The 24,741-nt window shown below is 61.6% G+C and carries 21 protein-coding genes; 6 read left to right on the forward strand and 15 right to left on the reverse strand.

What is annotated here, in order from left to right; genetic code table 11:
- Nucleotides 1–21 precede the first annotated feature (21 nt).
- The 13 genes from BLU85_RS19945 to bioB all read right to left on the reverse strand — a co-directional run bounded on the left by BLU85_RS19945 (nucleotide 22) and on the right by bioB (nucleotide 14,575).
- Entirely contained in the window at nucleotides 22–180 is a 159-nt protein-coding gene (locus BLU85_RS19945; RefSeq protein ID WP_003177654.1) for a YqaE/Pmp3 family membrane protein, read from the reverse strand.
- A 346-nt stretch (nucleotides 181–526) separates the two neighbouring features.
- Nucleotides 527–2,305 carry an acyl-CoA dehydrogenase C-terminal domain-containing protein gene (locus BLU85_RS19950; RefSeq protein ID WP_092202707.1) on the reverse strand — a complete coding sequence of 593 codons (1,779 nt, stop codon included), beginning with the start codon at nucleotides 2,303–2,305 and terminating at the stop codon, nucleotides 527–529.
- 245 nt (nucleotides 2,306–2,550) lie between these two features.
- Nucleotides 2,551–4,347, reverse strand: a complete 1,797-nt coding sequence (locus BLU85_RS19955; protein WP_092202709.1) for an acyl-CoA dehydrogenase C-terminal domain-containing protein — start codon at nucleotides 4,345–4,347, stop codon at nucleotides 2,551–2,553.
- A gap of 91 nt (nucleotides 4,348–4,438) precedes the next feature.
- Nucleotides 4,439–5,725, reverse strand: coding sequence for a GGDEF domain-containing protein (locus BLU85_RS19960; protein WP_092202711.1), 1,287 nt, complete (start codon nucleotides 5,723–5,725; stop codon nucleotides 4,439–4,441).
- A gap of 180 nt (nucleotides 5,726–5,905) precedes the next feature.
- Nucleotides 5,906–6,418 (reverse strand): DoxX family protein, encoded by a 513-nt coding sequence (locus tag BLU85_RS19965; protein ID WP_256326592.1) that lies wholly within the window; start codon nucleotides 6,416–6,418, stop codon nucleotides 5,906–5,908.
- 86 nt (nucleotides 6,419–6,504) lie between these two features.
- A complete protein-coding gene (locus tag BLU85_RS19970; protein ID WP_092202713.1) occupies nucleotides 6,505–6,996 on the reverse strand; it encodes a DUF1097 domain-containing protein in 492 nt (163 codons plus the stop codon).
- 479 nt (nucleotides 6,997–7,475) lie between these two features.
- Entirely contained in the window at nucleotides 7,476–9,281 is a 1,806-nt protein-coding gene (locus tag BLU85_RS19975; protein WP_092202715.1) for a phenylacyl-CoA dehydrogenase, read from the reverse strand.
- A gap of 276 nt (nucleotides 9,282–9,557) precedes the next feature.
- Nucleotides 9,558–9,854 (reverse strand): pyrroloquinoline quinone biosynthesis protein PqqE, encoded by a 297-nt coding sequence (locus tag BLU85_RS19980; RefSeq protein ID WP_092202717.1) that lies wholly within the window; start codon nucleotides 9,852–9,854, stop codon nucleotides 9,558–9,560.
- A gap of 119 nt (nucleotides 9,855–9,973) precedes the next feature.
- Nucleotides 9,974–10,654 carry a dethiobiotin synthase gene (gene bioD, locus BLU85_RS19985; protein WP_092202719.1) on the reverse strand — a complete coding sequence of 227 codons (681 nt, stop codon included), beginning with the start codon at nucleotides 10,652–10,654 and terminating at the stop codon, nucleotides 9,974–9,976.
- Nucleotides 10,651–11,463, reverse strand: coding sequence for a malonyl-ACP O-methyltransferase BioC (bioC, locus tag BLU85_RS19990; RefSeq protein WP_092202721.1), 813 nt, complete (start codon nucleotides 11,461–11,463; stop codon nucleotides 10,651–10,653). The genes bioD and bioC overlap by 4 nt, the downstream gene beginning before the upstream one ends.
- Nucleotides 11,456–12,187 (reverse strand): alpha/beta fold hydrolase, encoded by a 732-nt coding sequence (locus BLU85_RS19995; protein ID WP_092202723.1) that lies wholly within the window; start codon nucleotides 12,185–12,187, stop codon nucleotides 11,456–11,458. The genes bioC and BLU85_RS19995 overlap by 8 nt, the downstream gene beginning before the upstream one ends.
- Complete coding sequence (bioF, locus tag BLU85_RS20000) at nucleotides 12,180–13,358, reverse strand: 8-amino-7-oxononanoate synthase (protein ID WP_092202725.1); 1,179 nt, start codon at nucleotides 13,356–13,358, stop codon at nucleotides 12,180–12,182. The genes BLU85_RS19995 and bioF overlap by 8 nt, the downstream gene beginning before the upstream one ends.
- A gap of 161 nt (nucleotides 13,359–13,519) precedes the next feature.
- Nucleotides 13,520–14,575, reverse strand: a complete 1,056-nt coding sequence (gene bioB, locus BLU85_RS20005) for a biotin synthase BioB (RefSeq protein ID WP_092202727.1) — start codon at nucleotides 14,573–14,575, stop codon at nucleotides 13,520–13,522.
- Between the two features lie 90 nt (nucleotides 14,576–14,665).
- On the opposite strand from bioB, the gene BLU85_RS20010 reads away from it, so the two are divergent.
- From BLU85_RS20010 to rarD, 5 genes are all read left to right on the forward strand, one after another.
- Nucleotides 14,666–15,406, forward strand: coding sequence for a ComF family protein (locus tag BLU85_RS20010; RefSeq protein ID WP_092202729.1), 741 nt, complete (start codon nucleotides 14,666–14,668; stop codon nucleotides 15,404–15,406).
- Nucleotides 15,407–15,464: 58 nt separating this feature from the next.
- A complete protein-coding gene (locus BLU85_RS20015; RefSeq protein ID WP_092202731.1) occupies nucleotides 15,465–16,229 on the forward strand; it encodes a TOBE domain-containing protein in 765 nt (254 codons plus the stop codon).
- Between the two features lie 67 nt (nucleotides 16,230–16,296).
- Nucleotides 16,297–18,198, forward strand: a complete 1,902-nt coding sequence (locus BLU85_RS20020) for a PhoX family protein (RefSeq protein ID WP_092202733.1) — start codon at nucleotides 16,297–16,299, stop codon at nucleotides 18,196–18,198.
- Nucleotides 18,199–18,404: 206 nt separating this feature from the next.
- Nucleotides 18,405–19,379: a serine/threonine protein kinase gene (locus BLU85_RS20025; protein ID WP_060740323.1), complete on the forward strand. Its 975-nt coding sequence runs from the start codon at nucleotides 18,405–18,407 to the stop codon at nucleotides 19,377–19,379.
- Between the two features lie 205 nt (nucleotides 19,380–19,584).
- A complete protein-coding gene (gene rarD, locus BLU85_RS20030) occupies nucleotides 19,585–20,472 on the forward strand; it encodes an EamA family transporter RarD (protein WP_092202735.1) in 888 nt (295 codons plus the stop codon).
- A 214-nt stretch (nucleotides 20,473–20,686) separates the two neighbouring features.
- On the opposite strand, the gene BLU85_RS20035 is transcribed toward rarD, so the two are convergent.
- A complete protein-coding gene (locus BLU85_RS20035; RefSeq protein ID WP_092202737.1) occupies nucleotides 20,687–21,208 on the reverse strand; it encodes a glycine cleavage system transcriptional repressor in 522 nt (173 codons plus the stop codon).
- A 562-nt stretch (nucleotides 21,209–21,770) separates the two neighbouring features.
- Here BLU85_RS20035 and BLU85_RS20040 point away from each other — a divergent pair.
- Nucleotides 21,771–23,948: a malate synthase G gene (locus BLU85_RS20040; protein WP_092202739.1), complete on the forward strand. Its 2,178-nt coding sequence runs from the start codon at nucleotides 21,771–21,773 to the stop codon at nucleotides 23,946–23,948.
- Nucleotides 23,949–24,130: 182 nt separating this feature from the next.
- Here the strand turns inward: BLU85_RS20040 and BLU85_RS20045 are convergent, their stop codons facing one another.
- On the reverse strand, nucleotides 24,131–24,577 hold the full coding sequence (locus BLU85_RS20045) for a response regulator (protein WP_060740319.1): 447 nt from the start codon (nucleotides 24,575–24,577) through the stop codon (nucleotides 24,131–24,133).
- Nucleotides 24,578–24,741: the final 164 nt, after the last annotated feature.

Consider the following 24,741-nt stretch of genomic DNA (forward strand, 5'->3'; position numbering starts at 1 on the left):
GGGACTTCATGACCGATGAATTCAGCGTTTGGCGATGATGTACACCGCATGCACGATGCCAGGGATGTAACCCAACAGCGTCAGCAGGATATTCAGCCAGAACGCCCCGCCGAAACCGACTTGCAGGAATACCCCCAGTGGCGGCAGCAGGATGGCGATAATAATGCGAATGAAATCCATGGATGACTCCCTGATCGACGATGGCCAAATTGCCACATAGCTCATTGACCCCAAGCCGCTCGTCAGGGTTCAGTGAAACGCAACCAGAAGCAGCCTCAGTGTAGGCACGCTGCCAAGGAACAAAAAACGCAGGCAAAAGAAAACCCCGCCGAAGCGGGGCTTTGCAGACTGTTTCCCTGACATCCATTTCACTCCGCCGTCCTGGCAGAATCCTACGTGTCCATGTTGTTACTTTTGCGCGTCCTGCGCGGCGTCCATGTGAAGTAGATTAGCCCTGGATCCAATCTGCCGATAGAGGGAAAACGCCAGCACAGTGTGTAAGCTTTTGCTTACACACTGTCAGTTTTTAGAACTGCCCGGGCTCCAGCAGGAACAGCGACTCGCTGCCAGCTTTCACCGAAGCACTCAGGGAATGAATACGCGGCAGCAGGCGAGCGAAATAGAACCGCGCCGTGCCCAGTTTGCTCGCGTAGAAATCATCCTGGTTCTCTTTGCCAAAGGCCGCCTTGGCCATCAACGCCCACATGTAAGCGTAAGCGGTGTAGCCGAACGCCTGGAGGTACTCCACCGACGCGGCGCCGATTTCGTTCGGGTTGTGCTTCGCCCGCTCCAGCAACCAATCGGTCAACTCATCCAGCGTACCGACCGCGTCGTTCAGTGGCTTGGTGAACTCCGCCAGGTCGCTGCTCGCGGTGGCGGTGAAATGGCGGATTTCATCGGCGAACAACCGGTAGAACGCGCCGCCACTGCCGACGATCTTGCGCCCTACCAGGTCCAGCGCCTGGATACCGTTGGTACCTTCGTAGATCTGGGTGATGCGCACGTCACGCACCAGTTGCTCCTGGCCCCATTCACGAATGTAACCATGGCCGCCGAACACCTGCTGGCCATGGACCGTGGTTTCCAGGCCCAGGTCGGTCAGGAACGCCTTGGCCACTGGGGTCAGCAATGCCACCAGGTCTTCGGCGCGCTTGCGGGTGAGCGGGTCTTCGCTGAACTTGGCGGTGTCCAGTTGCATCGCCACGTAGGTGGAAAATGCCCGGCCACCCTCGTTCGAAGCCTTCATGGTCAGTAGCATCCGACGCACGTCGGGGTGGACGATGATCGGGTCAGCGACCTTGTCCTTGTTCTGCGCACCAGTGGGCGAACGGCTTTGCAAGCGGTCACGGGCATATTCGACGGCGTTCTGGTAGGAACGCTCGCCGGAGGCCAGGCCTTGGATACCAACCCCCAGACGCTCGTAGTTCATCATGGTGAACATCGCCGCCAGGCCTTTGTTCGGCTCGCCCACCAGGTAGCCCACGGCTTCATCGAAGTTCATTACGCAGGTGGCGGACGCCTGGATGCCCATCTTGTGTTCGATCGACCCGCAGTTGGCCGCGTTGCGCGCGCCCAGGCTGCCGTCGGCATTGACCATGAACTTGGGCACCAGGAACAGCGAGATACCCTTGGGGCCCGCCGGTGCGTCTGGCAGTTTCGCCAGCACCAGGTGAATGATGTTCTCGGTGAGGTCGTGCTCGCCACCGGTGATGAAAATCTTCGTGCCACTGACCTTGTAGGAACCGTCGGCCTGAGGTTCGGCCTTGGTGCGGATGATCCCCAGGTCCGTACCGGCGTGAGGTTCGGTCAGGCACATGGAACCGGCCCAGACGCCGGCGTACATGTTCGGCAGGTACGCCGCCTTCAGTTCTTCGCTGGCATGGGCATTGATCGACAGGCAGGCGCCGGCGGTCAGCATCGGGTACAGGCCGAAGGACAGGCTGGCGGAGTTGACCATTTCCTCGACCTGGGCCGAAACGGCCTTGGGCATGCCCATGCCGCCGTACACCGGATCACCGCCGACACCGACCCAACCGCCTTCAGCGTAAGTCTTGTAGGCCTGTGGGAAACCTGCCGGCGTGGTGACGGCGCCGTCGGCCCAGTGGCAACCTTCTTCATCAGCGGCACGGCTTAGGGGGGCAATGCTTTTGCTGGTGACTTTGCCGGCTTCTTCGAGGATCGCTTCGACCGTTTCAGCGTCCACGGTGTCGGCCAGTACCGGCAATTGGGCCCAGAGCTTCGCGACCTCGAACACTTCATTGAGGACGAAGCGCATATCGCGCAGGGGCGCTTTGTAGTCAGCCATGGCAAACCTCGCAGGATCTAAACAGTTGGGTTCGTAAAAGACGGTTTCGCAATGACCTGAGTGTACCTCAACAACTTTTGCGACACATAGGGTCAACCCATGACCGTTTTATTATTTTTGGTCACAAGCGGGATTTGAAGATTAATCGCGGCGAGGGCGCTTGCTCCCGCTTGAGTGCGCAGCACTCACAAAAAGAGCGCTTGCTACGCAGCCCAGCGGGAGCAAGCTCCCTCGCCAAGGTTCAGTCAGAGGGCAAACAACGCTGCCGGCAGCGTCATCAAACACTCGCTCCCCGCCTCGATGGCAGCCCGATGGGCGGTCGTACGTGGCAGCAACCGCTTGAAGTAGAACTCGCAGGTCGCCAGTTTGGCCTGGCAGAAATCGCCGTCACCATTGCCGCTGTCGAGTTGCGCCTGGGCCACCAAGGCCATGCGCAACCACAGGTAGGCCAGGATGATGTAGCCGCTGTACATCAGGTAGTCCACCGAGGCGGCACCCACTTCATCTGGATTCTTCATGGCCGCCATGCCGACCCGGGTGGTCAGTTCACCCCATTGCTGATTGAGCCCATCGAGTTGCGCGACGTACGCCTTGAGCTGCGGATGTTGCGCGTTGGCAGCGCAGAACTTATGGACAATCTTGGTGAAACCACGCAACAACTTACCCTGGCTACCCAGCACCTTGCGCCCCAGCAGATCCAGGGCCTGGATACCGTTGGTGCCCTCGTAGATCGGCGCGATGCGGCAGTCGCGCACCAACTGCTCCATGCCCCACTCGCGGATGAAGCCGTGACCGCCAAACACTTGCATGCCGTGGTTGGTGACTTCCAGCCCGGTGTCGGTCATGAAAGCCTTGCAGATCGGCGTGAGAAACGCCAGCAGGTCCTCGGCCTCCTGGCGCGCGGTTTCGTCCGGGCTCAGGTGGGCGGTATCGAGCAGTTGCGCGGTGAAATAGGTCAGTGCCCGGTTGCCTTCGTTGAAGGCCTTCATGGTCAGCAACATCCTGCGCACATCGGGATGGACGATGATCGGGTCGGCGACTTTTTCCGGCGCCTTGGGGCCGGTCAGCGCGCGCATCTGCAGACGGTCGTTGGCGTATTTGATCGCGCCCTGGAAGCTCGCCTCACCCAGGCACAGGCCCTGCATGCCGGTGCCAAGCCGGGCGTGGTTCATCATGGTGAACATGCAGTTGAGGCCCTTGTTCGGCTCGCCGATCAGAAACCCCTTGGCCCCATCGAAATTCAACACGCAAGTGGCCGAGGCCTTGATGCCCATCTTGTGTTCGATCGAGCCACAGGAAACGTCATTGCGCGCCCCGGCCTCACCCGTGGCGTCGGGCAGGAACTTGGGCACGATGAACAACGAGATGCCTTTGGTCCCGGCGGGGGCGTCGGGCAGCTTGGCCAGCACCAGGTGGATGATGTTATCGCTCATGTCGTGTTCGCCGGCGGAGATGAAAATCTTGCTGCCGGAGATCGCGTAACTGCCGTCGGCCTGGGGCACGGCGCGGGTCTTGATGATGCCCAGGTCGGTGCCGCAGTGGGCTTCGGTCAGGCACATGGTGCCGGTCCACTGGCCGGCGGTGAGTTTGCTCAGGTAGGTCTGTTTCTGCTCTTCAGTGCCGTGGGCATGAATGGCCGACATGGCACCGTGGGTCAGGCCCGGGTACATGCCCCAGGACGTGTTGCTGGAACCGATCATCTCGCTGATGACCAGGCCCAGGGAGCTGGGCAAGCCTTGGCCACCATAAACCGGATCTGCCGCCAAGCCGTGCCAGCCGCCTTCCACGTACTGTGCGAAAGCCTGCTTGAAGCCTGTAGGCGTGGTGACTACGCCGTTGTCGAAATGGCAGCCTTCTTCATCACCGGAGCGATTGAGCGGCGCCAGCACGTTTTCACAGAATCTGGCGCCTTCCTCGAGGATCGCGCTGACCATGTCCGGGCTGGCATCGCTGGCGCCCAGCTCGGCATAACGGCCATGGAAATCGAAGACGTGATCGATCAGAAAGCGCATGTCGCGCAGGGGGGCTTTGTACTCGGGCATGGTGGTTTTCTCCGGTAGCAGATCGTTTCAACCTACTGCCGGCCACCCCGACCCACAATCACAGTCCAGACGCTGAATGCGCCGTCATCACTCAACCCGCGGCTTCCATGCGCACCGCGCCGCGGCGGTTCTGGCCGAAGGCAACCACACAGTTACGCCCCGCGCCCTTGGCGTTATACAGCGCCTGGTCGGCGGACTTGAGCACTTCTTCGGGCGTGCGTTGCTCAAGGCGCTCCGCGACGCCGATGCTGACCGTCACCGATACGCTGGAAGCACCCGCGCCGGAGCGACGCTGGCGGCCTTGCTGGTCGTCCTGGGGACGGCTATCGGGGTTGCGCAGCTGGATGGCATACGTCTCGATGGACTGGCGGATGACCTCCAGATGGGGCATGCACTCGTCGATGGTCTTGCCTGCGAACACCAGGGCAAATTCCTCACCGCCGTAGCGATATGCCCTACCGCCACCGCCGATCTTCGACAACTTACTGGCGACCAGGCGCAGCACCTGGTCGCCCACGTCGTGGCCGTGGGTGTCGTTGAATTTCTTGAAATGGTCCACGTCACTCATCGCCAACACATAGTTGCGCCCCAGGCGCTGCATGCGTTCGTTCAGTGCCCGCCGGCCCGGCAGGCCGGTGAGTTCGTCACGGAAGGCCATTTGATAGGCCTCGTGGGCAACCGCCGCGGCGATCATCAACATCACCTGGCTGCACATGATGTTCAGGGTGAACGGCAGGATAAAGGTCTTGGGCAGCATCCAGAACAACCCCAGCAACCCCACCAGTTGTGCGGCGTGCAGTGGCCGGGGATTGCGCCAGTATTGCCAGGCCAACAGCAGGAACGCGGCGGCGAACATCGGGTAGGACAATTGGATCAGGCTCATCCAGGTACCGTGCAACGCCGGCCAGCGGATCTCCGAGAGCCACAACAACAAGGCCTGGGGAAAACTCTGCTCCAAGGCCAGCGCCACACTGCCAAAGACCAGCAACACTGCGAACCGCGCCACCATGTCCTGGAACAGGTGGGTGCGCTCCTGCCACGCCGCGAACAGCCCGAACAGCAGCGGCAACAACAGGCAGACGAGATGGAACACCACCGCCGCGTCTTCGCGCACCTTGCCGTTATCGCGATAAAAGTCGGTCTGGGTGTCCAGGAGAAAGTAGGCGATATACACCGTGACCATCAGAAACAGTTCACGCTGGCGACGATAGACCGCGCAATACGCACCGCCCAGCAGCAACACCAGCGTCGGGAGCACGTTGAACAGCGAAGTGAAGAAAACGTTGAGATCCTTGACGTAGGCAGCCGCAAGCCCCGCCACCAACAACAGCAACGACGGTAGGAAATGGCTCAAACGTACAGCGGAAGAACGCGGCAAGGGTAAAGCTCCGACCCGGCTGATCAAAGATGGCATTGTGCCTGCAACTGGAACAGTAAGGCACGCGAGATGTGACAGATGTCACACTGCCATCGCTGTAACGGCAGGGCGGGAGGTTTTCTTAAGGCCTTGTCGGAGCAATTGTTGTTACAGAATTTTCATGCAAACAACTGCGCCTGCTCAGATGGAAAACCTGAGCTTGCGATCCACCGCAAAGTGGCCGCTACCGCGAACGGCAATATAGAGCGCAAGAAATCCCATCAATACGGGAAATTCAATGCCGCGATCGATCCACGGCCAAGTGGGGCCAAGCGCGTAGCTGATAGCCACCATTTGCACCGCCATCATGAACGCGACCGGGCGCGCCCAAAGCCCGACAGCCAGCATGACCGCGCCGATCGTTTCAAGAAGCATGACCAGAACCGCCCATTGCGCGGCGAACGGCAAGCCCATGACGTTCTGGATCAGGTTGATGGAGCCCGCCATGGGGTCCGCCATGGAACCGTGGGATATCCCCAGGGCTTTTGGAAGGCCGTGGGTGAACATGACAGCGCCGAACGCAAAGCGCAGCACTGCATACAAAACCGGTTCCGCACGGGTGTAAAGCCCATCCAGCGCCGGAAACAGCAGGCGCTCTCGAGAGGCAGTGGTTCCCATGGAGGTCATCCCGGATTTACTTCGTGACGTGTCCATCTCGGTAGTCCTTTTTATGAATGAGGTTTTCGGGCCACCCCGCTAACGCGGCCGGCACTTGCTGGCGAGATGCTGGACCTCTCGCGTCAATGACCAGCGCCCTGGCGAACCCGCTTTTGCAGCGAATGCGCCAGCAGGGCCGCTGTCGCTCCCAGCGTCCCGGCCAGGGCCAGCATCCCGAAGGTTGTGAGCGACGGGGGTTGGTGCGATGCGAAATACGCCACCAGCCCCAGGAAGAAACCGAGCAGGTTGTTGAACACCGGCGCCTTGGCCAAAGACAGCGCAATGACCGTGATGGCGAACACCACTGCACTGATGGCATAGCCGCCCAGAACAGGCGTCAGGGCAGCCATGGCATGGGCCGCACCGATCCCCAGAACGATGCCAATCAACACGCAGGCCAGGTTGATCGCCCCTTGCTTGAGGTTGAGCCCGCGGGTAAAGAATGAAATCCACCCGACAAACATGGCCCACACCGGAACCTCCAGCGCCATCACGCTCAGGGTGGCGGCTGATGAGGCAATGACCGACTCACCCACCACCACCTTCAGATGAGTGAAAAATGCATTATTGGCCATGACTCACCTCCCGGGTCGCAGGTACCCACCGTGACGTCAAGAGGCCAGACAGGGCAATACGATGCGGGAAGCGATCGCCAGCGGCGATCAGGCACCAGGCCGCAAGAGTGATGTTCACTTTCATGGTCAATTCCTTTCCGGTACGTGCGATGAAGCTGGTTTCACGGGATCGGCACCGGCCGAGCCCACATGGGGCGAAGGTTGTCAGCCCACAACCCCATGATGTCGATTGACCGCCTGTGAATAAACGGGATGAAATTGACTTATCTATTCCAAAAACCACAACAAATGGGCCGCTATGGACCGTTTCGACGCGTTGCAGGGACAGGTGATGGAATTTGAAGACGCGGCTGGATTTCCACAGTGAGAAATTCGGCGACTTGAAGCCTGCTGGTGCTTGAGGCGCGCGTTTGTCGGCGGCGAAAAAAAACCGCTGCTCCCGAAGAAGCAGCGGCTTTTTTCAAAGAATCGCGTAAGGCTTAGTAACCCAGCGCGAAGTCTTCTTCTTTCATGTCCATCAGGTTGTTCGCGCCCGACAGCATGGTTGCCACGTGAGTACGGGTACGCGGCAGGATGCGCTGGAAGTAGAAGCGCGCGGTCTGCAGCTTGGCGGTGTAGAAGGCTTCTTCGGTGGTGCCGGCCGCGAGTTTTTCCGCCGCCAGGCGCGCCATGTCGGCCCAGAAATAGGCCAGGCAGGCGTAACCGGAGTACATCAGGTAGTCCACCGATGCCGCGCCCACTTCTTCACGATCCTTCATGGCCGCCATGCCGACCTTCATGGTCAGCTCGCCCCATTCCTTGTTCAGCGCAGCCAGGGGTTCGACGAACTCCTTGACCGCTTCGTTGCCTTCGTTGCTCTGGCAGAACTTGTGGACGATCTTGGTGAAGCCCTTGAGTGCCTCGCCCTGGGTCATCAGCACTTTACGGCCCAGCAGGTCGAGGGCCTGGATGCCGGTGGTGCCTTCGTACAACATCGAGATACGACTGTCGCGAACGTTCTGCTCCATGCCCCACTCGGCGATGAAGCCGTGGCCGCCGTAGATCTGCACGCCATGGTTGGCCGATTCGAAACCGACTTCGGTCATGAAAGCCTTGGCGATCGGCGTCATGAACGCCAGCAGCGCATCGGCTTTCTTCTTCTCTTCTTCGTCCACGCCGTACTTGACGATGTCGACCTGCTTGGCGGTGAAGTACACCATTGCCCGGTTACCTTCGGCGAAGGCCTTCATGGTCAGCAGCATGCGACGCACGTCAGGGTGCACGATGATCGGGTCGGCGGCCTTGTCTGGCGCTTTCGGCCCCGTCAGGGAACGCATTTGCAGGCGGTCGCGAGCGTATTTCAGGCCGCCCTGGAAGCCGATCTCGGCATGGGCCAGGCCTTGCAGCGCAGTGCCCAGGCGTGCGGTGTTCATGAAGGTGAACATGCAGTTCAGGCCTTTGTTCGCCGGGCCGATCAGGTAACCGGTGGCCGCGTCGAAGTTCATCACGCAAGTGGCGTTGCCGTGAATGCCCATCTTGTGTTCCAGGGAACCACAGCTCACCGCGTTGCGCTGGCCGATGGAGCCGTCGGCGTTAGGCAGGAATTTTGGAACGATGAACAGCGAAATGCCCTTGGTGCCAGCCGGTGCATCCGGCAGGCGTGCCAGCACGATGTGGACGATGTTGTCGGCCATGTCGTGCTCACCGGCCGAAATGAAGATCTTCGTACCGGAAACCTTGTAGGAACCGTCGGCCTGAGGCTCGGCCTTGGTGCGCAGCATGCCCAGGTCGGTGCCACAGTGCGGTTCGGTCAAGCACATGGTGCCGGTCCATTCGCCGGAAACCAGCTTGGTCAGGTAGGCCTCTTGCTGCTCGGGCGTACCGTGCTCGGAAATCGTGTTCATCGCGCCATGGGAAAGGCCCGGGTACATGCCCCACGACCAGTTGGCTTCACCGACCATCTCGCTGACCGCCAGGCCCAGGGATTCCGGCAGGCCTTGACCGCCATGCTCGACGTCGTGGGCCAGGCTCGGCCAGCCGCCTTCGACGAATTGCTTGTAGGCTTCCTTGAAACCGGTCGGGGTTTTCACGCCGGACTCGCTCCAAGTGCAACCTTCGATGTCGCCCACACGGTTCAGCGGAGCCAGCACCTGCTCACAAAACTTGGCGCCTTCTTCGAGAATGGCGTCAACCATGTCCGGAGTTGCATCCTGGCAAGCCGGAAGGCTCTGATAATGCGCTTCGTAGCCAAGCAGTTCGTCACGAACGAAGCGAATATCACGCAAGGGGGCCTTGTAGTCAGGCATAGCGATAAACCTCTGCTGATGTAACCGGGAATGAACGACCGCGTGGATTTGTTGTGGCGGTCAAACAGTTGTTTGAAACATACGTTTACGCCCAAATCTTGTCAAGCGCCGATCTTTTGCCGTTCGTCATCAGCCTGAGAAAAATGTCGGACACAGGAAACCCATCGCCCTGAAGAATCCGCGATGCGCGTAGGAAAAGATTAGTTGAGCAATAAGACGTTAGAGACAAAAACGCCGCGAATAATCGCGGCGTCTTGGCAAATCTGAAGAGCAGGATCAGGCAAAGGTATCGATCAATGTCCCGAGCATTTCGTCGGATGCCTTGGCGACGTTGACACCCAGTTGCACTTGGAACTTGCCTTGGGCCATTTCGACCATGTTAGCGGCCTGGTCCGACTGCTGGCTACGATCCACCGAACGCAAGCGATCGGCCTGGACTTCCGAGGACTGGCTGGTGACCGAACGCTCGATCGTGTTGTTGGCGATCTGGCTGGCGGCCTGATCGACGCGGTTCTGCCCTGTCTGAATCGTGCTCAGACCGGCATAGAACGCGGTACTTCCTGAGATTTCCATGGCAGAACTCGTCTTCTTGAACGGTCGACAGTGGCCATTGAATCAGAAGCCCAGGGAAAAGGCCCGACAAAAACACTAATGGCACAGTGCCGTGTCATAGGCAAAACCTTGGCGAGGTCTCAATCCAGCAGATCCAGTTGCAGGTGTCCGGCCACGGCTTCGGCCGTCACGCTCTGGATCCGCGCCACCCTGCCCAGGCAGGGCGCCGGAAGTCGCTCGGCCAAGGTTGCCAGGTTTTCTTCCAGGCGCGAGGTGGCCGGGTCGATGATATTCGCGACCCAACCGGCAAGCTGCAAGCCATCACGGGCGATCGCCTCGGCGGTCAACAATGCGTGACTGATGCAACCCAGGCGCACGCCCACCACCAGAATCACCGGCAAGCCCAGCGCGATCGCCAGATCGGAAAGATTGTCCTGGCCGGCCAGCGGCACGCGCCAACCACCCGCGCCCTCGATCAAGGTGAAATCGGCGCCCAGCGCCAGCACTTCGCGCATCGGGCCGAGTAGCGACTGCACCGTCAACGCAACGCCCGCTTCCCGGGCGGCCAAGTGCGGCGCTATTGCCGGTTCGAACGCCACCGGATTGACCTGTGCATAAGTCAACGGTACGGAGCATTCGGCCAGCAAGGCCAAGGCATCGGCGTTGCGCAGGCCCTTGGGCGTCACGTCGCAGCCAGAGGCCACGGGCTTTCCGGCAGCCGTGCTCATGCCAGCCTGTCGCGCAGCATGCAGCAGGCCCGCCGCGACCGTGGTCTTGCCTACATCGGTGTCGGTGCCGGTAATGAAATAGGCCTTGCTCATAGCGGTTTCTCCAAAACGGCGTAGACCACCTGGTAAGTTGCCGGCAGCCCCTGGGCCTGACGAAACTGCTCATAGGCTTCAACCAACGCGAGAATCCGCGCCCTGCCCGTCAAGCCACCGGGGCGACCTGGGTTCAGATTGTGGGCACCCAAAGCTTTCAATTCATGCGTCAGGCTGCGCACATCAGGGTAATGCAGCACATGAGGACGATTTTCAAGACTGACGACATTCAGCCCGCTGGCCGCGCAAAGGCGTTGATACGTCTCGAACGCACGGAAACGGTTGACGTGCACCAAGCCATCCACCTGACGCCAGCTGTCGCGCAATTCGTACAAAGTGCCCACGCAGAGGCTGGTGAAGGCCAACACCCCACCCGGCTTCAACACACGATGGGCCTCGCTCAGCACCATGGCGAAATCCGCGCACCATTGCACCGCCAGGCTGGAGAACACCAGGTCGCAGCTCGCCGCCTGCAAAGGCAGCCGCTCGGCATCACCGGCGACAAAATACGCGGCGCCACCCTGGGGACGCGCATGGTTGAGCATGCCTTCGGCGATATCCAACGCCAGGCCGGTGCTCGCACCAAAACGCGCCCCCAAGGCCCGAGTGAAGTAGCCGGTGCCGCAGCCCAGGTCCAGCCAACGTTGCGGCGTGAAAGAAGGCGGCAAGCGACCGAGCAATTGCTGGCCCACGTCGCGCTGCAACTCGGCCACGCTGTCATAGCTGGTCGCCGCCCGGGAAAACGAAGCCGCTACCTGGCGCTTGTCGGGCAAGGCACCGGGCAATGGAGGAAGAGACAAATCAGTCATCGCCGGACTCATGCAAAAAAGCCTGGATCGCCGCCGCTACACCGTGAGGGTCCTCCAGAAGGAATCCGTGGCCGGCCTGTTCAATCAGACCGATTTCGACATCCGGCAACAAGACCAGCAAATCACCCGCGGCCTCGGCCGGCACCAGGGCGTCGAGCCCGGCAAACAGATGCAGTTGCGGGCCTCGGAAACTCTGCAACGCAGCGCGGGTGTCCAATCGCGCCAGCAGTTCGAGCCCAGCCATCAATACTTCAGGCGAAGTGCTTGGCGCCCCGGCCGACAACAACCGCGACAACCCGCGTGGATCGCCGCAGCCCTGGGCACACAGCAGGCTGAAACGCTTGAGGGTCTGGCGTGGGTCGACTGCACAGCCGGCGAGAAAGCCATCGAACGTCTGGCCGTCCATCGCGCTCGGCCATTGTTCGTGGGCGACAAAGGACGGATTACTGGCCATGGTCAGCAAGCCACAGCAGCGCTCACCCCGGCGCGCCGCCAGCACCGAGGCCAGCATGCCGCCCAGGGACCAGCCGCCCAGCCAGGTGTCCTGAGGCACGGTGGCGTCCAATTCTTCGAGCCATTCATCGGGGTCGCTCGATAGCAACGCCGGCAACGGCTCGATTTCCACCCGCAGGTGCTCGTCGAGCCCTTGCAAGGCCGCCGCCAGCGGTTCCAGCGGAGAAACACCCAAGCCCCAACCGGGCAGCAAAATCAATCGATCACGCATGGCTTGGCTCCGCTCCCAACAGGGCAAAACACTCGGCCAGTGCATTCAACAATAGCTGCACCTGGGCCTCGCTGTGGGCGGCGGTCAGGGTCACCCGCAAACGAGCGCTGCCGGCCGGCACGGTGGGTGGGCGGATCGCCGTGACCATCAGCCCCCGCTCACGCAGCATTTGCGACAAGCGCATGGCCCCCCCCGCATCGCCCACCAGGATCGGCTGGATCGGCGTGAAGCTGTCCATCAATTGCAGGCCGATCTGCTCGGCCCCCTGGCGGAACTGGCGGATCAGCACCTGCAGGTGTTCGCGCCGCCAATGCTCGTCGCGCAGCAGTTCGAGGCTCTTGAGCGTGGCACAGGCCAGGGCCGGCGGTTGGCTGGTGGTGTAGATGTAGGGACGCGCGAACTGAATCAGGCTTTCGATCAGTTCCTCGCTACCGGCGACAAAGGCACCGGCGGTGCCAAAGGCCTTGCCCAGGGTGCCGACCAGCACCGGCACGTCCTCCTGGCTCAAGCCGAAATGTTCGACGATACCGCCGCCATGGACCCCCAGCGGACCGAAGCCGTGGGCATCGTCGACCATCAGCCAGGCGCCCCGGGCCTTTGCCTCACGGGCCAGGGCTGGCAGGTCGGCAATGTCGCCGTCCATGCTGAACACGCCGTCGGTGACCACCAGGGTATTGCCAGTGGCTTTCTCCAGGCGACTGGCCAGGCTCTGGGCATCGTTGTGCAGGTATCGGTTGAAACGCGCACCGGACAACAGCCCGGCGTCGAGCAGCGAAGCATGATTGAGGCGGTCTTCCAGCACCGTATCGCCCTGTCCCACCAGCGCGGTGACCGCGCCGAGGTTGGCCATGTAACCGGTGGTGAACAGCAACGCCCGCGGACGCCCCGTCAGGTCGGCCAACGCTTCTTCCAGAGCGTGATGAGGGCTGCTGTGGCCAATCACCAAATGGGAGGCGCCGCCCCCGACGCCCCAACGCGCCGCGCCGGCGCGCCAGGCCTCGATCACCTGCGGGTGATTGGCCAGGCCCAGGTAATCGTTGTTGCAGAACGCCAGCAACGGCTGGCCGTCCACCACCACTTGCGGGCCCTGGGGGCTTTCGAGCAGCGGGCGCTGGCGGTAGAGGTTGTCGGCACGACGGGCAGCCAGGCGTGCGGCGAGATCGAAGGGCATGCAGGCCTCAACTGTTTAAAGACTGGCCAAAGCCCCTTGTGGGAGCGAGCTTGCTCGCGATAGCGGTGTGTCAGTCGACATTAATGTGAATGTTCCATCGCCATCGCGAGCAAGCTCGCTCCCACAGGGTCTTGCATTCCAATCCGGGTATCGGTGAGTGGTCAAACAGCGGCGTTATAAAACTGCTCGCTGCTCTTCTGCTCCACCAGCGCCTGTTCGATCGCCGCCTGGTGCACTTCGTCGGCATGTTCTTCGCGGGCTTCGGGCTGGATGCCCAGGCGTGCGAACAATTGCATGTCCTTGTCGGCTTGCGGGTTGGCGGTGGTCAGCAGCTTGTCACCGTAGAAAATCGAGTTGGCGCCGGCAAAAAATGCCAGGGCCTGCATCTGCTCGTTCATCGCTTCACGACCAGCGGACAGGCGCACATGGGACTGGGGCATCATGATCCGCGCCACGGCAAGCATGCGGATGAAATCGAACGGATCGATGTCTTCGGCATTCTCCAGCGGCGTGCCGGCGACTTTGACCAGCATGTTGATCGGCACCGATTCCGGGGGCTCCGGCAGGTTCGCCAGCTGGATCAGCAGGTTGGCGCGGTCGTCCAGGGATTCGCCCATGCCCAGGATACCGCCGGAGCAGATCTTCATCCCCGAATCACGCACATAGGCCAGGGTTTGCAGGCGCTCGCTGTAGGTACGGGTGGTAATGATGCTGCCGTAGAACTCCGGCGAGGTATCGAGGTTGTGGTTGTAGTAGTCCAGGCCAGCCTGGGCCAGCGCTTCGGTCTGTTCTTGGTCGAGGCGGCCCAGGGTCATGCAGGTTTCCAGGCCCATGGCCTTCACGCCTTTGACCATTTCCAGCACATACGGCATGTCCTTGGCCGACGGATGTTTCCAGGCCGCGCCCATGCAGAAACGGGTCGAGCCGATGGCCTTGGCCCGCGCAGCCTCTTCGAGGACCTTCTGCACTTCGAGCAATTTCTCTTTATCCAGACCGGTGTTGTAGTGACCGGACTGCGGACAATATTTGCAATCTTCCGGGCAAGCGCCGGTCTTGATCGACAGCAGCGTGGAAACCTGGACGCGGTTGGCGTCGAAGTGCGCGCGGTGCACGGTCTGCGCCTGGAACAACAGGTCATTGAATGGCTGGACAAAGAGTGCTTTGACTTCGGCCAAAGACCAGTCATGACGCAGGTTGGCAGTGGTGCTGGCGCTCATGGGCATTTCCTTGATTATGCTTGGCTGGCGCCTGGGGCATGCAATACCCACAGGCGCGACACGGATGTTCGGCATATTTAAGGAAGAGTCATGCGCTGTCAACCACGATACAAGAGGCCGGTTTACATCTGGTTAAAAAACAAACAATACTGCCTACTATGTGGCGAAAGTACGGACACCCCGCAGCCTATCTGCACCCCTTGCGAAAGCGAGCTGCCCTGGCTCGGCGATCAATGCAGCATTTGCGCCCTGCCACTGCCCACGGCCGGACTGCGTTGCGACCAATGTGCCGCGCGACCGCCAGCTTTCGAGCGAGTCCTGGCGCCCTGGGCCTACGACTTCCCGGTGGACAGCCTGATCACCCGCTTCAAGCATCAGGCGAAATGGCCCCTTGGCCGGTTGCTGGGCGAACTGCTGGCGCAATCGCTGCAACATCATTTCGACGAAGGGCTGGAGCGGCCCGACGCACTGGTACCGGTGCCACTGGCAACCCGGCGTTTGCGCCAGCGCGGTTTCAACCAGGCGACACTGCTGGCCCGCTGGCTCAGTGGGTCACTGGCGATCCCTTGCGAAGAAAACCTGTTGCGACGCACTCAGGATACGCCCGCCCAACAGGCCCTCGACGCCAGGGCCCGACGACAAAACCTGCGCCAGGCCTTCGCCCTCGCGCCCAAGGCAACGTTACGCAATCGTCACCTGGCGCTGGTCGACGATGTGCTCACCACCGGCGCCACCGCCCAGGCCCTGGCCGCCCTGTTACTCGATGCCGGCGCTACGCGGGTCGATGTGTATTGCCTGGCCCGCACGCCGAAACCCGGTGAACCGGCTTGACGTGCCGCGCCCAAGGCGCCAACGTCCGTTCATCGACTTTTGCACGCGGTTTGCCTTCATGTCATTGCCCACGCTCCTGACCCAGCACATCGTTCGGCGACCACAACGCATCGCCTTGCTGCAGCACATCGCCGAACAGGGCTCGATCACCCGCGCCGCCAAGAGCGCGGGCCTGAGCTACAAGGCGGCATGGGATGCCATCGATGAGTTGAACAACCTCGCAGACCATCCGCTGGTGGAACGCAGCGTCGGCGGCAAGGGTGGTGGCGGCGCCAGGCTGTCGGGGGAAGGCCAACGGGTGCTGCGCCTGTACCAGCGCCTGCAAGCACTGCAGGCGCAACTGCTGGAAGCCAGCGAAGACGCCGGCGACCTGGGCCTGCTCAGTCGCCTGATGCTGCGCACCAGTGCCCGCAATCAATTGCATGGCAAGGTCCTGGGCATCGAGGCCCAGGGGCACAACGACCGGGTACGCCTGGAACTGGCCCGGGGCCTGGTCATCGAAGCGCAGATCACCCATGACAGCACGCTGCGCCTGGAGCTGGGTGCCGGCACCGACGTGGTGGCACTGATCAAGGCCGGCTGGCTGGAATTACACCCCGTCGAACAAGCGGAAAAACCGGGGATCAATACGCTGCGTGGCATGATCGAGCAGGTCGATGCCGCCGAAGACGGCCCCAGCGAAGTGCGCATCGGCCTGCCCAACGGCCAGACGCTGTGCGCCCTGGCCGAGCCGCTTCAGTTGCAAGGGCAGAACCTGGTAGCCGGCTCACCGGTTCAAGTGACGTTTTCAGCGACAAATGTGCTGCTCGGCACACCGCTGTAGCGCGCTGCAACAATAGCTTCATCGACCCGCTTTAAGGTGACTGCCAAAACCAGCAGGGAGCCTGATGATGAGCCTATTAGAAGAAAACCAATCCACCGACCTGGAAAAGATCGTCGGCCTGAGCCGGCGCCGTTTCATCAGCGCCGGCGCCCTGTGCGGCGCGGCGATGTTCCTGGGCGGCAACCTGCTGAGCCGCAGCGTGCTGGCCGCCGCCGTGAGCGAAGGCAACAGCCGGCTGCTGGGTTTCAACAGCATCGCCGCGGCCACGGCCGACACCATCACACTGCCGCCGGGCTACAAGGCCTCGGTGCTGATCAGTTGGGGCCAGCCGCTGCAGAAAAATGCACCGGCGTTCGATCCCAGTGGCAATGGAACAGCCCGCGCACAGGAAGTGCAGTTTGGCGACAACAACGACGGCATGAGCCTGTTCGAATTCCCCGGCGACAAGAACCGGGCGCTGATGGCGATCAACAACGAATACACCAACTACCGCTACCTCTTCCCCCACGGCGGCCAGCCGCAGTCGGCCGAAGACGTGCACAAGGCCCAGGCCAGCGAAGGGGTGTCGGTGATCGAGGTCCAGCGTCGTCGCGGGCAGTGGCAGTTCGTCCAGGAATCGCGCTACAACCGCAGGATCCACGGCAACACGCCGATTCGCCTGCGTGGCCCGGCCGCCGGCCACGACCTGCTGAAAACCAGTGCCGACAAGAGCGGCAAGAAAGTACTGGGAACGTTCCAGAACTGCGCCAACGGCATGACGCCGTGGGGCACCTACCTGACCTGCGAAGAAAACTTCACCGACTGCTTCGGCAGCAGCAAGACCGACCTGCAGTTCGATGAGGCGCAAAAGCGCTATGGCGCCACCGTCACCAGCCGCGAGATCAACTGGCACCTGTACGACCCGCGTTTCGACCTGGCGAAGAACCCCAACGAACTCAATCGCCATGGCTGGGTAGTGGAAATCGATCCGTTCGATCCAGAATCCACGCCGGTGAAACGCACCGCCCTGGGCCGCTTCAAACACGAAAACGCCGCCCTGGCACAAACCAATGACGGTCGCGCCGTGGTGTACATGGGCGACGACGAACGCGGTGAGTTCATCTACAAATTCGTCAGTCGCGAGCGCATCAATCATCGCAATGCCAAGGCCAACCGCAACCTGCTGGACCACGGCACCTTGTACGTGGCGCGCTTCGATGCCGGCGACGGCAACCCGGACCATCCCAAAGGCAAGGGCCAGTGGATCGAGTTGACCCACGGCAAGAACGGCCTCGACGCCAGCAGTGGCTTCGCCGACCAGGCCGAGGTGCTGATCCATGCGCGCCTGGCCGCCAGTGCCGTGGGTGCCACCCGCATGGACCGCCCTGAGTGGATCGTGGTCAGCCCGAAAGACGGCCAGGTCTATTGCACCCTGACCAACAATTCCAAGCGCGGCGAAGACGGCCAACCGGTGGGCGGGCCTAACCCTCGGGCCAAGAACGTCTACGGGCAGATCCTGCGCTGGCGCACCGACCGCGACGATCATGCCTCCAAGACCTTTTCTTGGGATCTGTTCGTGGTCGCCGGCAACCCGACGGTACACGCCGGCACGCCGAAAGCCGGGTCGTCCAATATCAACCCGCAGAACATGTTCAACAGCCCCGACGGCCTGGGTTTCGACAAGGCCGGCCGGCTGTGGATTCTCACCGACGGCGACGTCAGCAACACCGGGGACTTCGCCGGCATGGGCAACAACCAGATGCTCTGCGCCGACCCCAACAGTGGTGAAATCCGCCGCTTCATGGTCGGACCGGTGGGCTGCGAAGTGACCGGGATCAGTTTTGCCCCGGACCAGAAAGCCTTGTTCGTCGGGATCCAGCATCCAGGAGAAAACGGTGGTTCGACCTTCCCTGAGCACCTGCCCAACGGCAAGCCGCGGTCTTCGGTGATGGTGATTACCCGGGAAGATGGTGGGGTCATCGGCGCCTGACAGGGCCTCATCGCGAGCAAGCTCGCTCCCACAAAAGTGAACTGCCCCCAAAAAGTTGGACTTTTGGGGGCAGTCCAATGGATCCGCTATCCCTGTGGGAGCGAGCTTGCTCGCGATAACGTCAGTACAGCCGCCACCTATCTGCCTCCGTCTGCGCTACCATGCTGTGCCGGACGCGGCAGCCCTGCCGCTGCGCAGGAGTCAGCATGTCCCATCCGTTCGAAACCCTCACGCCCGACCTGGTGCTCGATGCCGTTGAAAGCATCGGCTTTCTCAGCGACGCCCGCGTGCTGGCCCTCAACAGCTACGAGAACCGCGTCTATCAGGTCGGCATCGAAGATTCCGAGCCGCTGATCGCCAAGTTCTATCGCCCCCAGCGCTGGACCAACGAAGCGATCCTGGAAGAGCACAGCTTTACCTTCGAACTGGCCGAATACGAAGTGCCCGTGGTGGCGCCGCTGATCCACAACGGCGCCAGCCTGCACGAACACGCCGGGTTTCGTTTCACCCTGTTTCCTCGTCGCGGTGGCCGAGCGCCGGAGCCGGGCAATCTCGACCAACTCTATCGCCTGGGACAATTGCTCGGACGCCTGCACGCGCTCGGGGCGACCCGACCGTTCGAGCATCGCGAAGCCCTGGGCGTGAAAAATTTTGGCCACGACTCATTGGCCACCGTGCTGGCCAGCGGCTTCGTTCCCCGCAGCCTGCTGCCGGCTTATGAGTCGGTCGCCCGGGACTTGCTCAAGCGCGTCGAAGAGGTCTACGCCGCCACGCCCCACCAGAACATCCGCATGCACGGCGATTGCCATCCCGGCAACATGATGTGCCGCGACGAGGTGTTCCACATCGTCGACCTGGACGACTGCCGCATGGGCCCGGCGGTGCAGGACCTGTGGATGATGCTCGCCGGCGATCGCCAGGAGTGCCTGGGGCAACTGTCGGAACTGATGGACGGCTACCGTGAGTTCCACGACTTCGACCCGCGTGAACTGGCGCTGATCGAGCCGCTGCGGGCCCTGCGCCTGATGCACTACAGCGCCTGGCTGGCGCGGCGCTGGGACGACCCGGCGTTTCCCCGCAGCTTCCCGTGGTTCGGCAGCGAACGCTACTGGGGCGACCAGGTGCTGGCATTGCGCGAGCAATTGGCGGCGCTCAATGAAGAGCCGTTGAAGTTGTTCTGACCTACTGCGGGTCCCTCTGTGGGAGCGAGCTTGCTCGCGATGGCGTTCGATCACTCGACACCTCTGTCGCCTGACACATCGCTATCGCGAGCAAGCTCGCTCCCACAAAGGGATTTGCGCTGGAACGCTCACAAAGGTTCACAGCACAACCTGACAAATCTCCTTACAATCACGCCTTTGTTAGCTGCCTAAGCAAGGATTCTGCATGCAAGCCGCCAACCCGCGTCGCGGGTATATCCTGGGCCTGAGTGCCTACATCATCTGGGGTCTGTTCCCGATCTACTTCAAGGCCATCGCCAGCGTGCCGTCAGTGGAAATCATCATCCACCGGGTGCTGTGGTCGGCCCTGTTCGGCGCGGCATTGCTGCTGGTCTGGAAACACCCGGGCTGGTGGCGCGAACTGCGGGACAATCCACAGCGCCTGGCGATTCTCGCCCTGAGTGGGACACTGATCGCGGCCAACTGGCTGACCTACGTCTGGGCGGTGAACAACGAACGCATGCTCGAAGCCAGCCTGGGTTACTACATCAACCCGCTGGTGAACGTGTTGCTGGGCATGGTGATCCTCGGCGAGCGCCTGCGCCGCATGCAATGGCTGGCGGTGGGGCTGGCGGCCGTCGGCGTGGCGCAGCAGGTCTGGCAAGTGGGCAGCCTGCCGTGGGTGTCGCTGGTGCTCGCGCTGACCTTCGGTTTCTATGGGCTGATCCGCAAACAAGCGCCAGTCAAGGCCTTGCCGGGCCTGGTGGTGGAAACCTGGATGCTGGTGCCGATCGCCATCGCCTGGTTGCTGTTCAATCCCGCGGCCACCAGTGCCCAGGCCGCGTTCTGGACCACCTCCGAAGCCTGGTGGCTGGTGGCGGCCGGCCCCGTGACACTGGTTCCGCTGGTGAGCTTCAACGCCGCGGCCCGGCACCTGCCCTATACCACCCTGGGGTTTCTCCAGTACATCGCACCGACGCTGGTACTGCTGCTCGCCGTGCTGCTGTTCGGTGAGCACCTGTCGTCCAGCACGCTGGTGGCGTTCCTGTTCATCTGGGCCGGCCTGGCGGTGTACAGCGTCGATGCGGTGATCAGCATGCGCCGGCGCAGCTGATCAGAAAACGCACAAATCCCTACAGGCCACGTCCGCCGTGGCCTGCGCTTATCCTTCCCAAGGTTATCCACAGCGTGATCCCCGCCGTTTGTGCACAAGCCCTTGAAAACTGGTGATTTTTTGATCATTGACCGCTGAGCCCCGGCGGGCCTGGGCTGGGGCCGGGTCTCTACAGGTTATCCACAGGCAGGCGCAGTTTTTCCTTGGATAACCTTCATTGCACTTCGTCGCTGAGCCTGAGTTCCACCATCAACTCATCGGCCAAGGTCTCCAGGCGTTCCTGCAAGGTCTCCAGGGACAAGGTCAAAGGCACGCCCAGGATCGCTTCGGCATGAAACAGCAGCTCACTGCTCATCGGCGCCGGCCGGACATGGGTCACCAGACGCTCGACATTGACGCCCTGCTCGCTCAACAACCGGGTGATGTCCCGCACGATACCGGGACGATCGTTGCCCACCAGTTCCATGGTGATGGGTTTCCAGGTACAGGCCTCCTCAACGGCGCTTTCAGCGATCAATACGCGGATGCCATGGGCCGCCAGCCCCTGCAACGCTTCGATCAACTTCTCATGGGTCTCGGCCGGGGCGCTGAAGCGCACGATCCCGGCAAATTGCCCGGCCAGATGCGCCATGCGGCTTTCCAGCCAGTTACCGCCATGTTCGGCAATGCAATCGGCGATGCGCTCGACCTGCCCGGGCTTGTCCGGGGCGAAGACAGTGATGACGAGGTGGTCCATGGCGCAGTCCTCTTGTTGATGGAAGGGACAGTATAGGCAAGGCAGAAAATCAACACGGTCGCGCTTTCACGGCAATGGAACACGCTTCCGCCGGCCCGTAGGAGCTGTCGAGTGCAACGAGGCTGCGATCTTGTCCCTATCAATTGAGTCCAAAGTGAAAGATCAAAAGATCGCAGCCTTCGGCAGCTCCTACAACGGAATATGTGTACGAATTTTAGATTTATCTGGAACAATCCATAAGTTTTTTGAGAACATCCCGTGCCGCACCGTGACTGTACTGCTTTAGTCGGTCGCGGAACGACGCAATTAGTCTAATTTTCACAACCGCAATTGATCATGTAGTATGCCGCAGCACGCACTACATAATCGCGACACCCCTGTTGTACCGATGTCTGCTTAAGGCCAGTCGCATCCCTGAAAAGCCCCGTCAGCAAGGCTTGAATACCCAGCCGCCAGCGATGGCATGTACTGGTTCCGGGGTTTGTGGTTTAAATGTCCCGAGGCTTCATTGTCAAAATCGAAGAGCTGAAAAGCGAAATAGCTGAGCAGAGTGAGGCAAGCAATGACTGAACACGTTCAAGTCGGTGGCCTGCAGGTCGCCAAAGTCCTGTTCGACTTCGTGAATAACGAAGCCATTCCCGGAACCGGCCTCACCGCCGACGCGTTCTGGGCCGGTGCCGACAAGGTCATCCACGACCTGGCCCCGAAGAACCAAGCCCTACTCGCCAAACGCGATGATTTCCAGGCACGGATCGATGCCTGGCACCAGGCCCGTGCCGGCCAGGCCCACGACGCCGTGGCTTACAAAGCCTTCCTGCAAGACATTGGCTATCTGCTGCCAGAAGCGGCGGATTTCCAGGCCACGACCCAGAACGTCGATGACGAAATCGCCCGCATGGCCGGCCCGCAGCTGGTGGTACCGGTGATGAACGCCCGCTTCGCCCTCAATGCCTCGAACGCCCGCTGGGGTTCGCTGTACGACGCGCTGTACGGCACCGATGCCATCAGCGAAGCCGATGGCGCGGAAAAAGGCAAAGGCTACAACAAGGTGCGTGGCGACAAGGTCATCGCCTTCGCCCGCGCCTTCCTCGACGAAGCGGCCCCCCTGGCGGCCGGCTCCCATGTCGACTCCACCGCGTACAAGATCGTCGAGGGCAAACTGGTGGTCGCCCTCAAGGGCGGCAGCAACAGCGGCCTGCGTGACGATGCCCAACTGATCGGCTTCCAGGGCGATGCCTCGGCACCGACCGCCGTGCTGCTGAAACACAACGGCCTGCACTTCGAAATCCAGATCGATGCCAGCACTCCCGTCGGCCAGACCGATGCCGCCGGCGTCAAAGACATCCTGATGGAAGCGGCACTGACCACCATCATGGACTGCGAAGACTCGGTCGCCGCCGTCGACGCCGATGACAAAGTGGTGATCTACCGCAACTGGCTCGGCTTGATGAAGGGCGACCTGTCGGAAGAAGTCGCCAAGGGCGGCCAGACGTTTACCCGGACCATGAACCCTGACCGTGTCTACACCGCCGTCGACGGCTCGGGCGTGACCCTGCACGGCCGCTCGCTGCTGTTCGTGCGTAACGTCGGCCATCTGATGACCATCGACGCGATCCTGGACAAGCACGGCAACGAAGTGCCGGAAGGCATCCTCGACGGCCTGGTCACCAGCCTGGCGGCGATCCACAGCCTCAACGGCAACACCTCGCGCCGCAACAGCCGCACCGGCTCGGTGTACATCGTCAAGCCGAAGATGCACGGCCCGGAAGAAGCCGCATTCACCAACGAGCTGTTCGGTCGCGTCGAAGACGTGCTGAACCTGCCGCGCAACACCCTCAAGGTCGGGATCATGGACGAGGAGCGCCGTACCACGGTCAACCTCAAGGCCTGCATCAAGGCCGCCAGCGAACGCGTAGTGTTCATCAACACCGGCTTCCTCGACCGTACCGGCGATGAAATCCACACCTCCATGGAAGCCGGCCCGATGGTGCGCAAGGCCGACATGAAAGCCGAGAAGTGGATCGGCGCCTATGAAAACTGGAACGTCGATATCGGCTTGAGCACCGGCCTGCAGGGCCGCGCGCAAATCGGCAAGGGCATGTGGGCGATGCCGGACTTGATGGCCGCGATGCTCGAACAGAAAATCGCTCATCCGCTGGCCGGCGCCAACACCGCGTGGGTGCCCTCGCCGACCGCCGCCGCCCTGCACGCGCTGCATTACCACAAGGTCGACGTGTTCGCTCGCCAGGCCGAACTGGCCAAGCGCGCTCGCGCTTCGGTGGACGACATCCTGAGCATCCCGCTGGCCGTCAACCCGAACTGGACGCCGGAGCAGATCAAGAACGAACTGGACAACAATGCCCAGGGCATCCTCGGCTATGTGGTGCGCTGGATCGACCAGGGCGTCGGCTGCTCCAAGGTGCCGGACATCAACGACATCGGCCTGATGGAAGACCGTGCGACGTTGCGTATTTCCAGCCAGCACATCGCCAACTGGCTGCGCCACGGCATCGTCACGCAAGACCAGGTGATGGAAAGCCTCAAGCGCATGGCGCCGGTGGTCGACCGCCAGAACGCCAACGACCCGCTGTACCGGCCGCTGGCGCCAGACTTCGACAGCAACATCGCCTTCCAGGCGGCGGTCGAACTGGTGATCGAAGGCACGAAGCAACCTAACGGCTACACCGAGCCGGTGCTGCACCGTCGCCGTCGCGAGTTCAAGGCAGCCAATGGGTTGTGATTGAGCGGTAGACGCGGCACAAAAAAAGCCCTGATCGAAAGATCGGGGCTTTTTCATGCCGCTGTGGGAGCGAGCTTGCTCGCGATAGCGGTGTGGCACTCAATGGCGATGTTGAATGTCAGGCCGCCATCGCGAGCAAGCTCGCTCCCACATTCGATGACACCGGTCCTCGGCGGACGGTCTTAAAGATCCATCCCCAACTCATGCTTGACCAACCCCAGCAGCTTGTCGGTATCGATCGGCTTGAGCAGAAAGTCCACCACGCTCAAGTGCATCGCTTCGATGGCGTCCTTCACGTCGGCATCGCCCGACACGATGATGATCGGCAGCGCTGCCCGCTCGGACTCGCGCACCAGGCGGACCAGTTCCAGGCCATCGACATTGCCCATGCGCAGGTCGGTGATCAGCAGGCCGATCGACGGCTTGGTTTCCAGCATCTTGAGTGCCGTTTCGCCGCTGGCGGCGGTCATGCAGTGAATCCCGTCCAAGGCCAGGATCTCCGACAACAGCTCGCGGGCGTCCTTATCGTCGTCAACGATCAAGACACGCTGCGGCGGCAGGTCAGGTTCCAACATGACGGCACTCAGCGCCTCGCGCTCGGCGTCACTCAAAATATCGTGGTCGGACATGGTGCTCTCTACGTTCTTTAAATCGATCCCCTGGCACAGTGGTCAGACATCGTTCTGCGGCGCTTCAATGTGCACTTCGTCGGATTTTTTTCCAAGAACATTCAATGAAGATTTTTCCGACGCCCGGCGTAAGACTTTTCCGTGAGTGCGGCCCTTAGGCCGCG

Source organism: Pseudomonas sp. NFACC14, from assembly GCF_900106885.1.
GTDB classification, from domain to species: domain Bacteria; phylum Pseudomonadota; class Gammaproteobacteria; order Pseudomonadales; family Pseudomonadaceae; genus Aquipseudomonas; species Aquipseudomonas fluorescens_AA.

Bases quoted from the DNA above. Each gene is read 5' to 3' on its own strand.
- BLU85_RS19945 (WP_003177654.1), bottom strand. From the start codon at position 180: ATGGATTTCATTCGCATTATTATCGCCATCCTGCTGCCGCCACTGGGG.
- BLU85_RS19950 (WP_092202707.1), bottom strand. From the start codon at position 2,305: ATGGCTGACTACAAAGCGCCCCTGCGCGATATGCGCTTCGTCCTCAAT.
- BLU85_RS19955 (WP_092202709.1), bottom strand. From the start codon at position 4,347: ATGCCCGAGTACAAAGCCCCCCTGCGCGACATGCGCTTTCTGATCGAT.
- BLU85_RS19965 (WP_256326592.1), bottom strand. From the start codon at position 6,418: ATGGACACGTCACGAAGTAAATCCGGGATGACCTCCATGGGAACCACT.
- BLU85_RS19970 (WP_092202713.1), bottom strand. From the start codon at position 6,996: ATGGCCAATAATGCATTTTTCACTCATCTGAAGGTGGTGGTGGGTGAG.
- BLU85_RS19975 (WP_092202715.1), bottom strand. From the start codon at position 9,281: ATGCCTGACTACAAGGCCCCCTTGCGTGATATTCGCTTCGTTCGTGAC.
- BLU85_RS19980 (WP_092202717.1), bottom strand. From the start codon at position 9,854: ATGGAAATCTCAGGAAGTACCGCGTTCTATGCCGGTCTGAGCACGATT.
- bioD (WP_092202719.1), bottom strand. From the start codon at position 10,654: ATGAGCAAGGCCTATTTCATTACCGGCACCGACACCGATGTAGGCAAG.
- bioC (WP_092202721.1), bottom strand. From the start codon at position 11,463: ATGACTGATTTGTCTCTTCCTCCATTGCCCGGTGCCTTGCCCGACAAG.
- BLU85_RS19995 (WP_092202723.1), bottom strand. From the start codon at position 12,187: ATGCGTGATCGATTGATTTTGCTGCCCGGTTGGGGCTTGGGTGTTTCT.
- bioF (WP_092202725.1), bottom strand. From the start codon at position 13,358: ATGCCCTTCGATCTCGCCGCACGCCTGGCTGCCCGTCGTGCCGACAAC.
- bioB (WP_092202727.1), bottom strand. From the start codon at position 14,575: ATGAGCGCCAGCACCACTGCCAACCTGCGTCATGACTGGTCTTTGGCC.
- BLU85_RS20010 (WP_092202729.1), top strand. From the start codon at position 14,666: ATGCGCTGTCAACCACGATACAAGAGGCCGGTTTACATCTGGTTAAAA.
- BLU85_RS20015 (WP_092202731.1), top strand. From the start codon at position 15,465: ATGTCATTGCCCACGCTCCTGACCCAGCACATCGTTCGGCGACCACAA.
- BLU85_RS20020 (WP_092202733.1), top strand. From the start codon at position 16,297: ATGAGCCTATTAGAAGAAAACCAATCCACCGACCTGGAAAAGATCGTC.
- BLU85_RS20025 (WP_060740323.1), top strand. From the start codon at position 18,405: ATGTCCCATCCGTTCGAAACCCTCACGCCCGACCTGGTGCTCGATGCC.
- rarD (WP_092202735.1), top strand. From the start codon at position 19,585: ATGCAAGCCGCCAACCCGCGTCGCGGGTATATCCTGGGCCTGAGTGCC.
- BLU85_RS20035 (WP_092202737.1), bottom strand. From the start codon at position 21,208: ATGGACCACCTCGTCATCACTGTCTTCGCCCCGGACAAGCCCGGGCAG.
- BLU85_RS20040 (WP_092202739.1), top strand. From the start codon at position 21,771: ATGACTGAACACGTTCAAGTCGGTGGCCTGCAGGTCGCCAAAGTCCTG.
- BLU85_RS20045 (WP_060740319.1), bottom strand. From the start codon at position 24,577: ATGTCCGACCACGATATTTTGAGTGACGCCGAGCGCGAGGCGCTGAGT.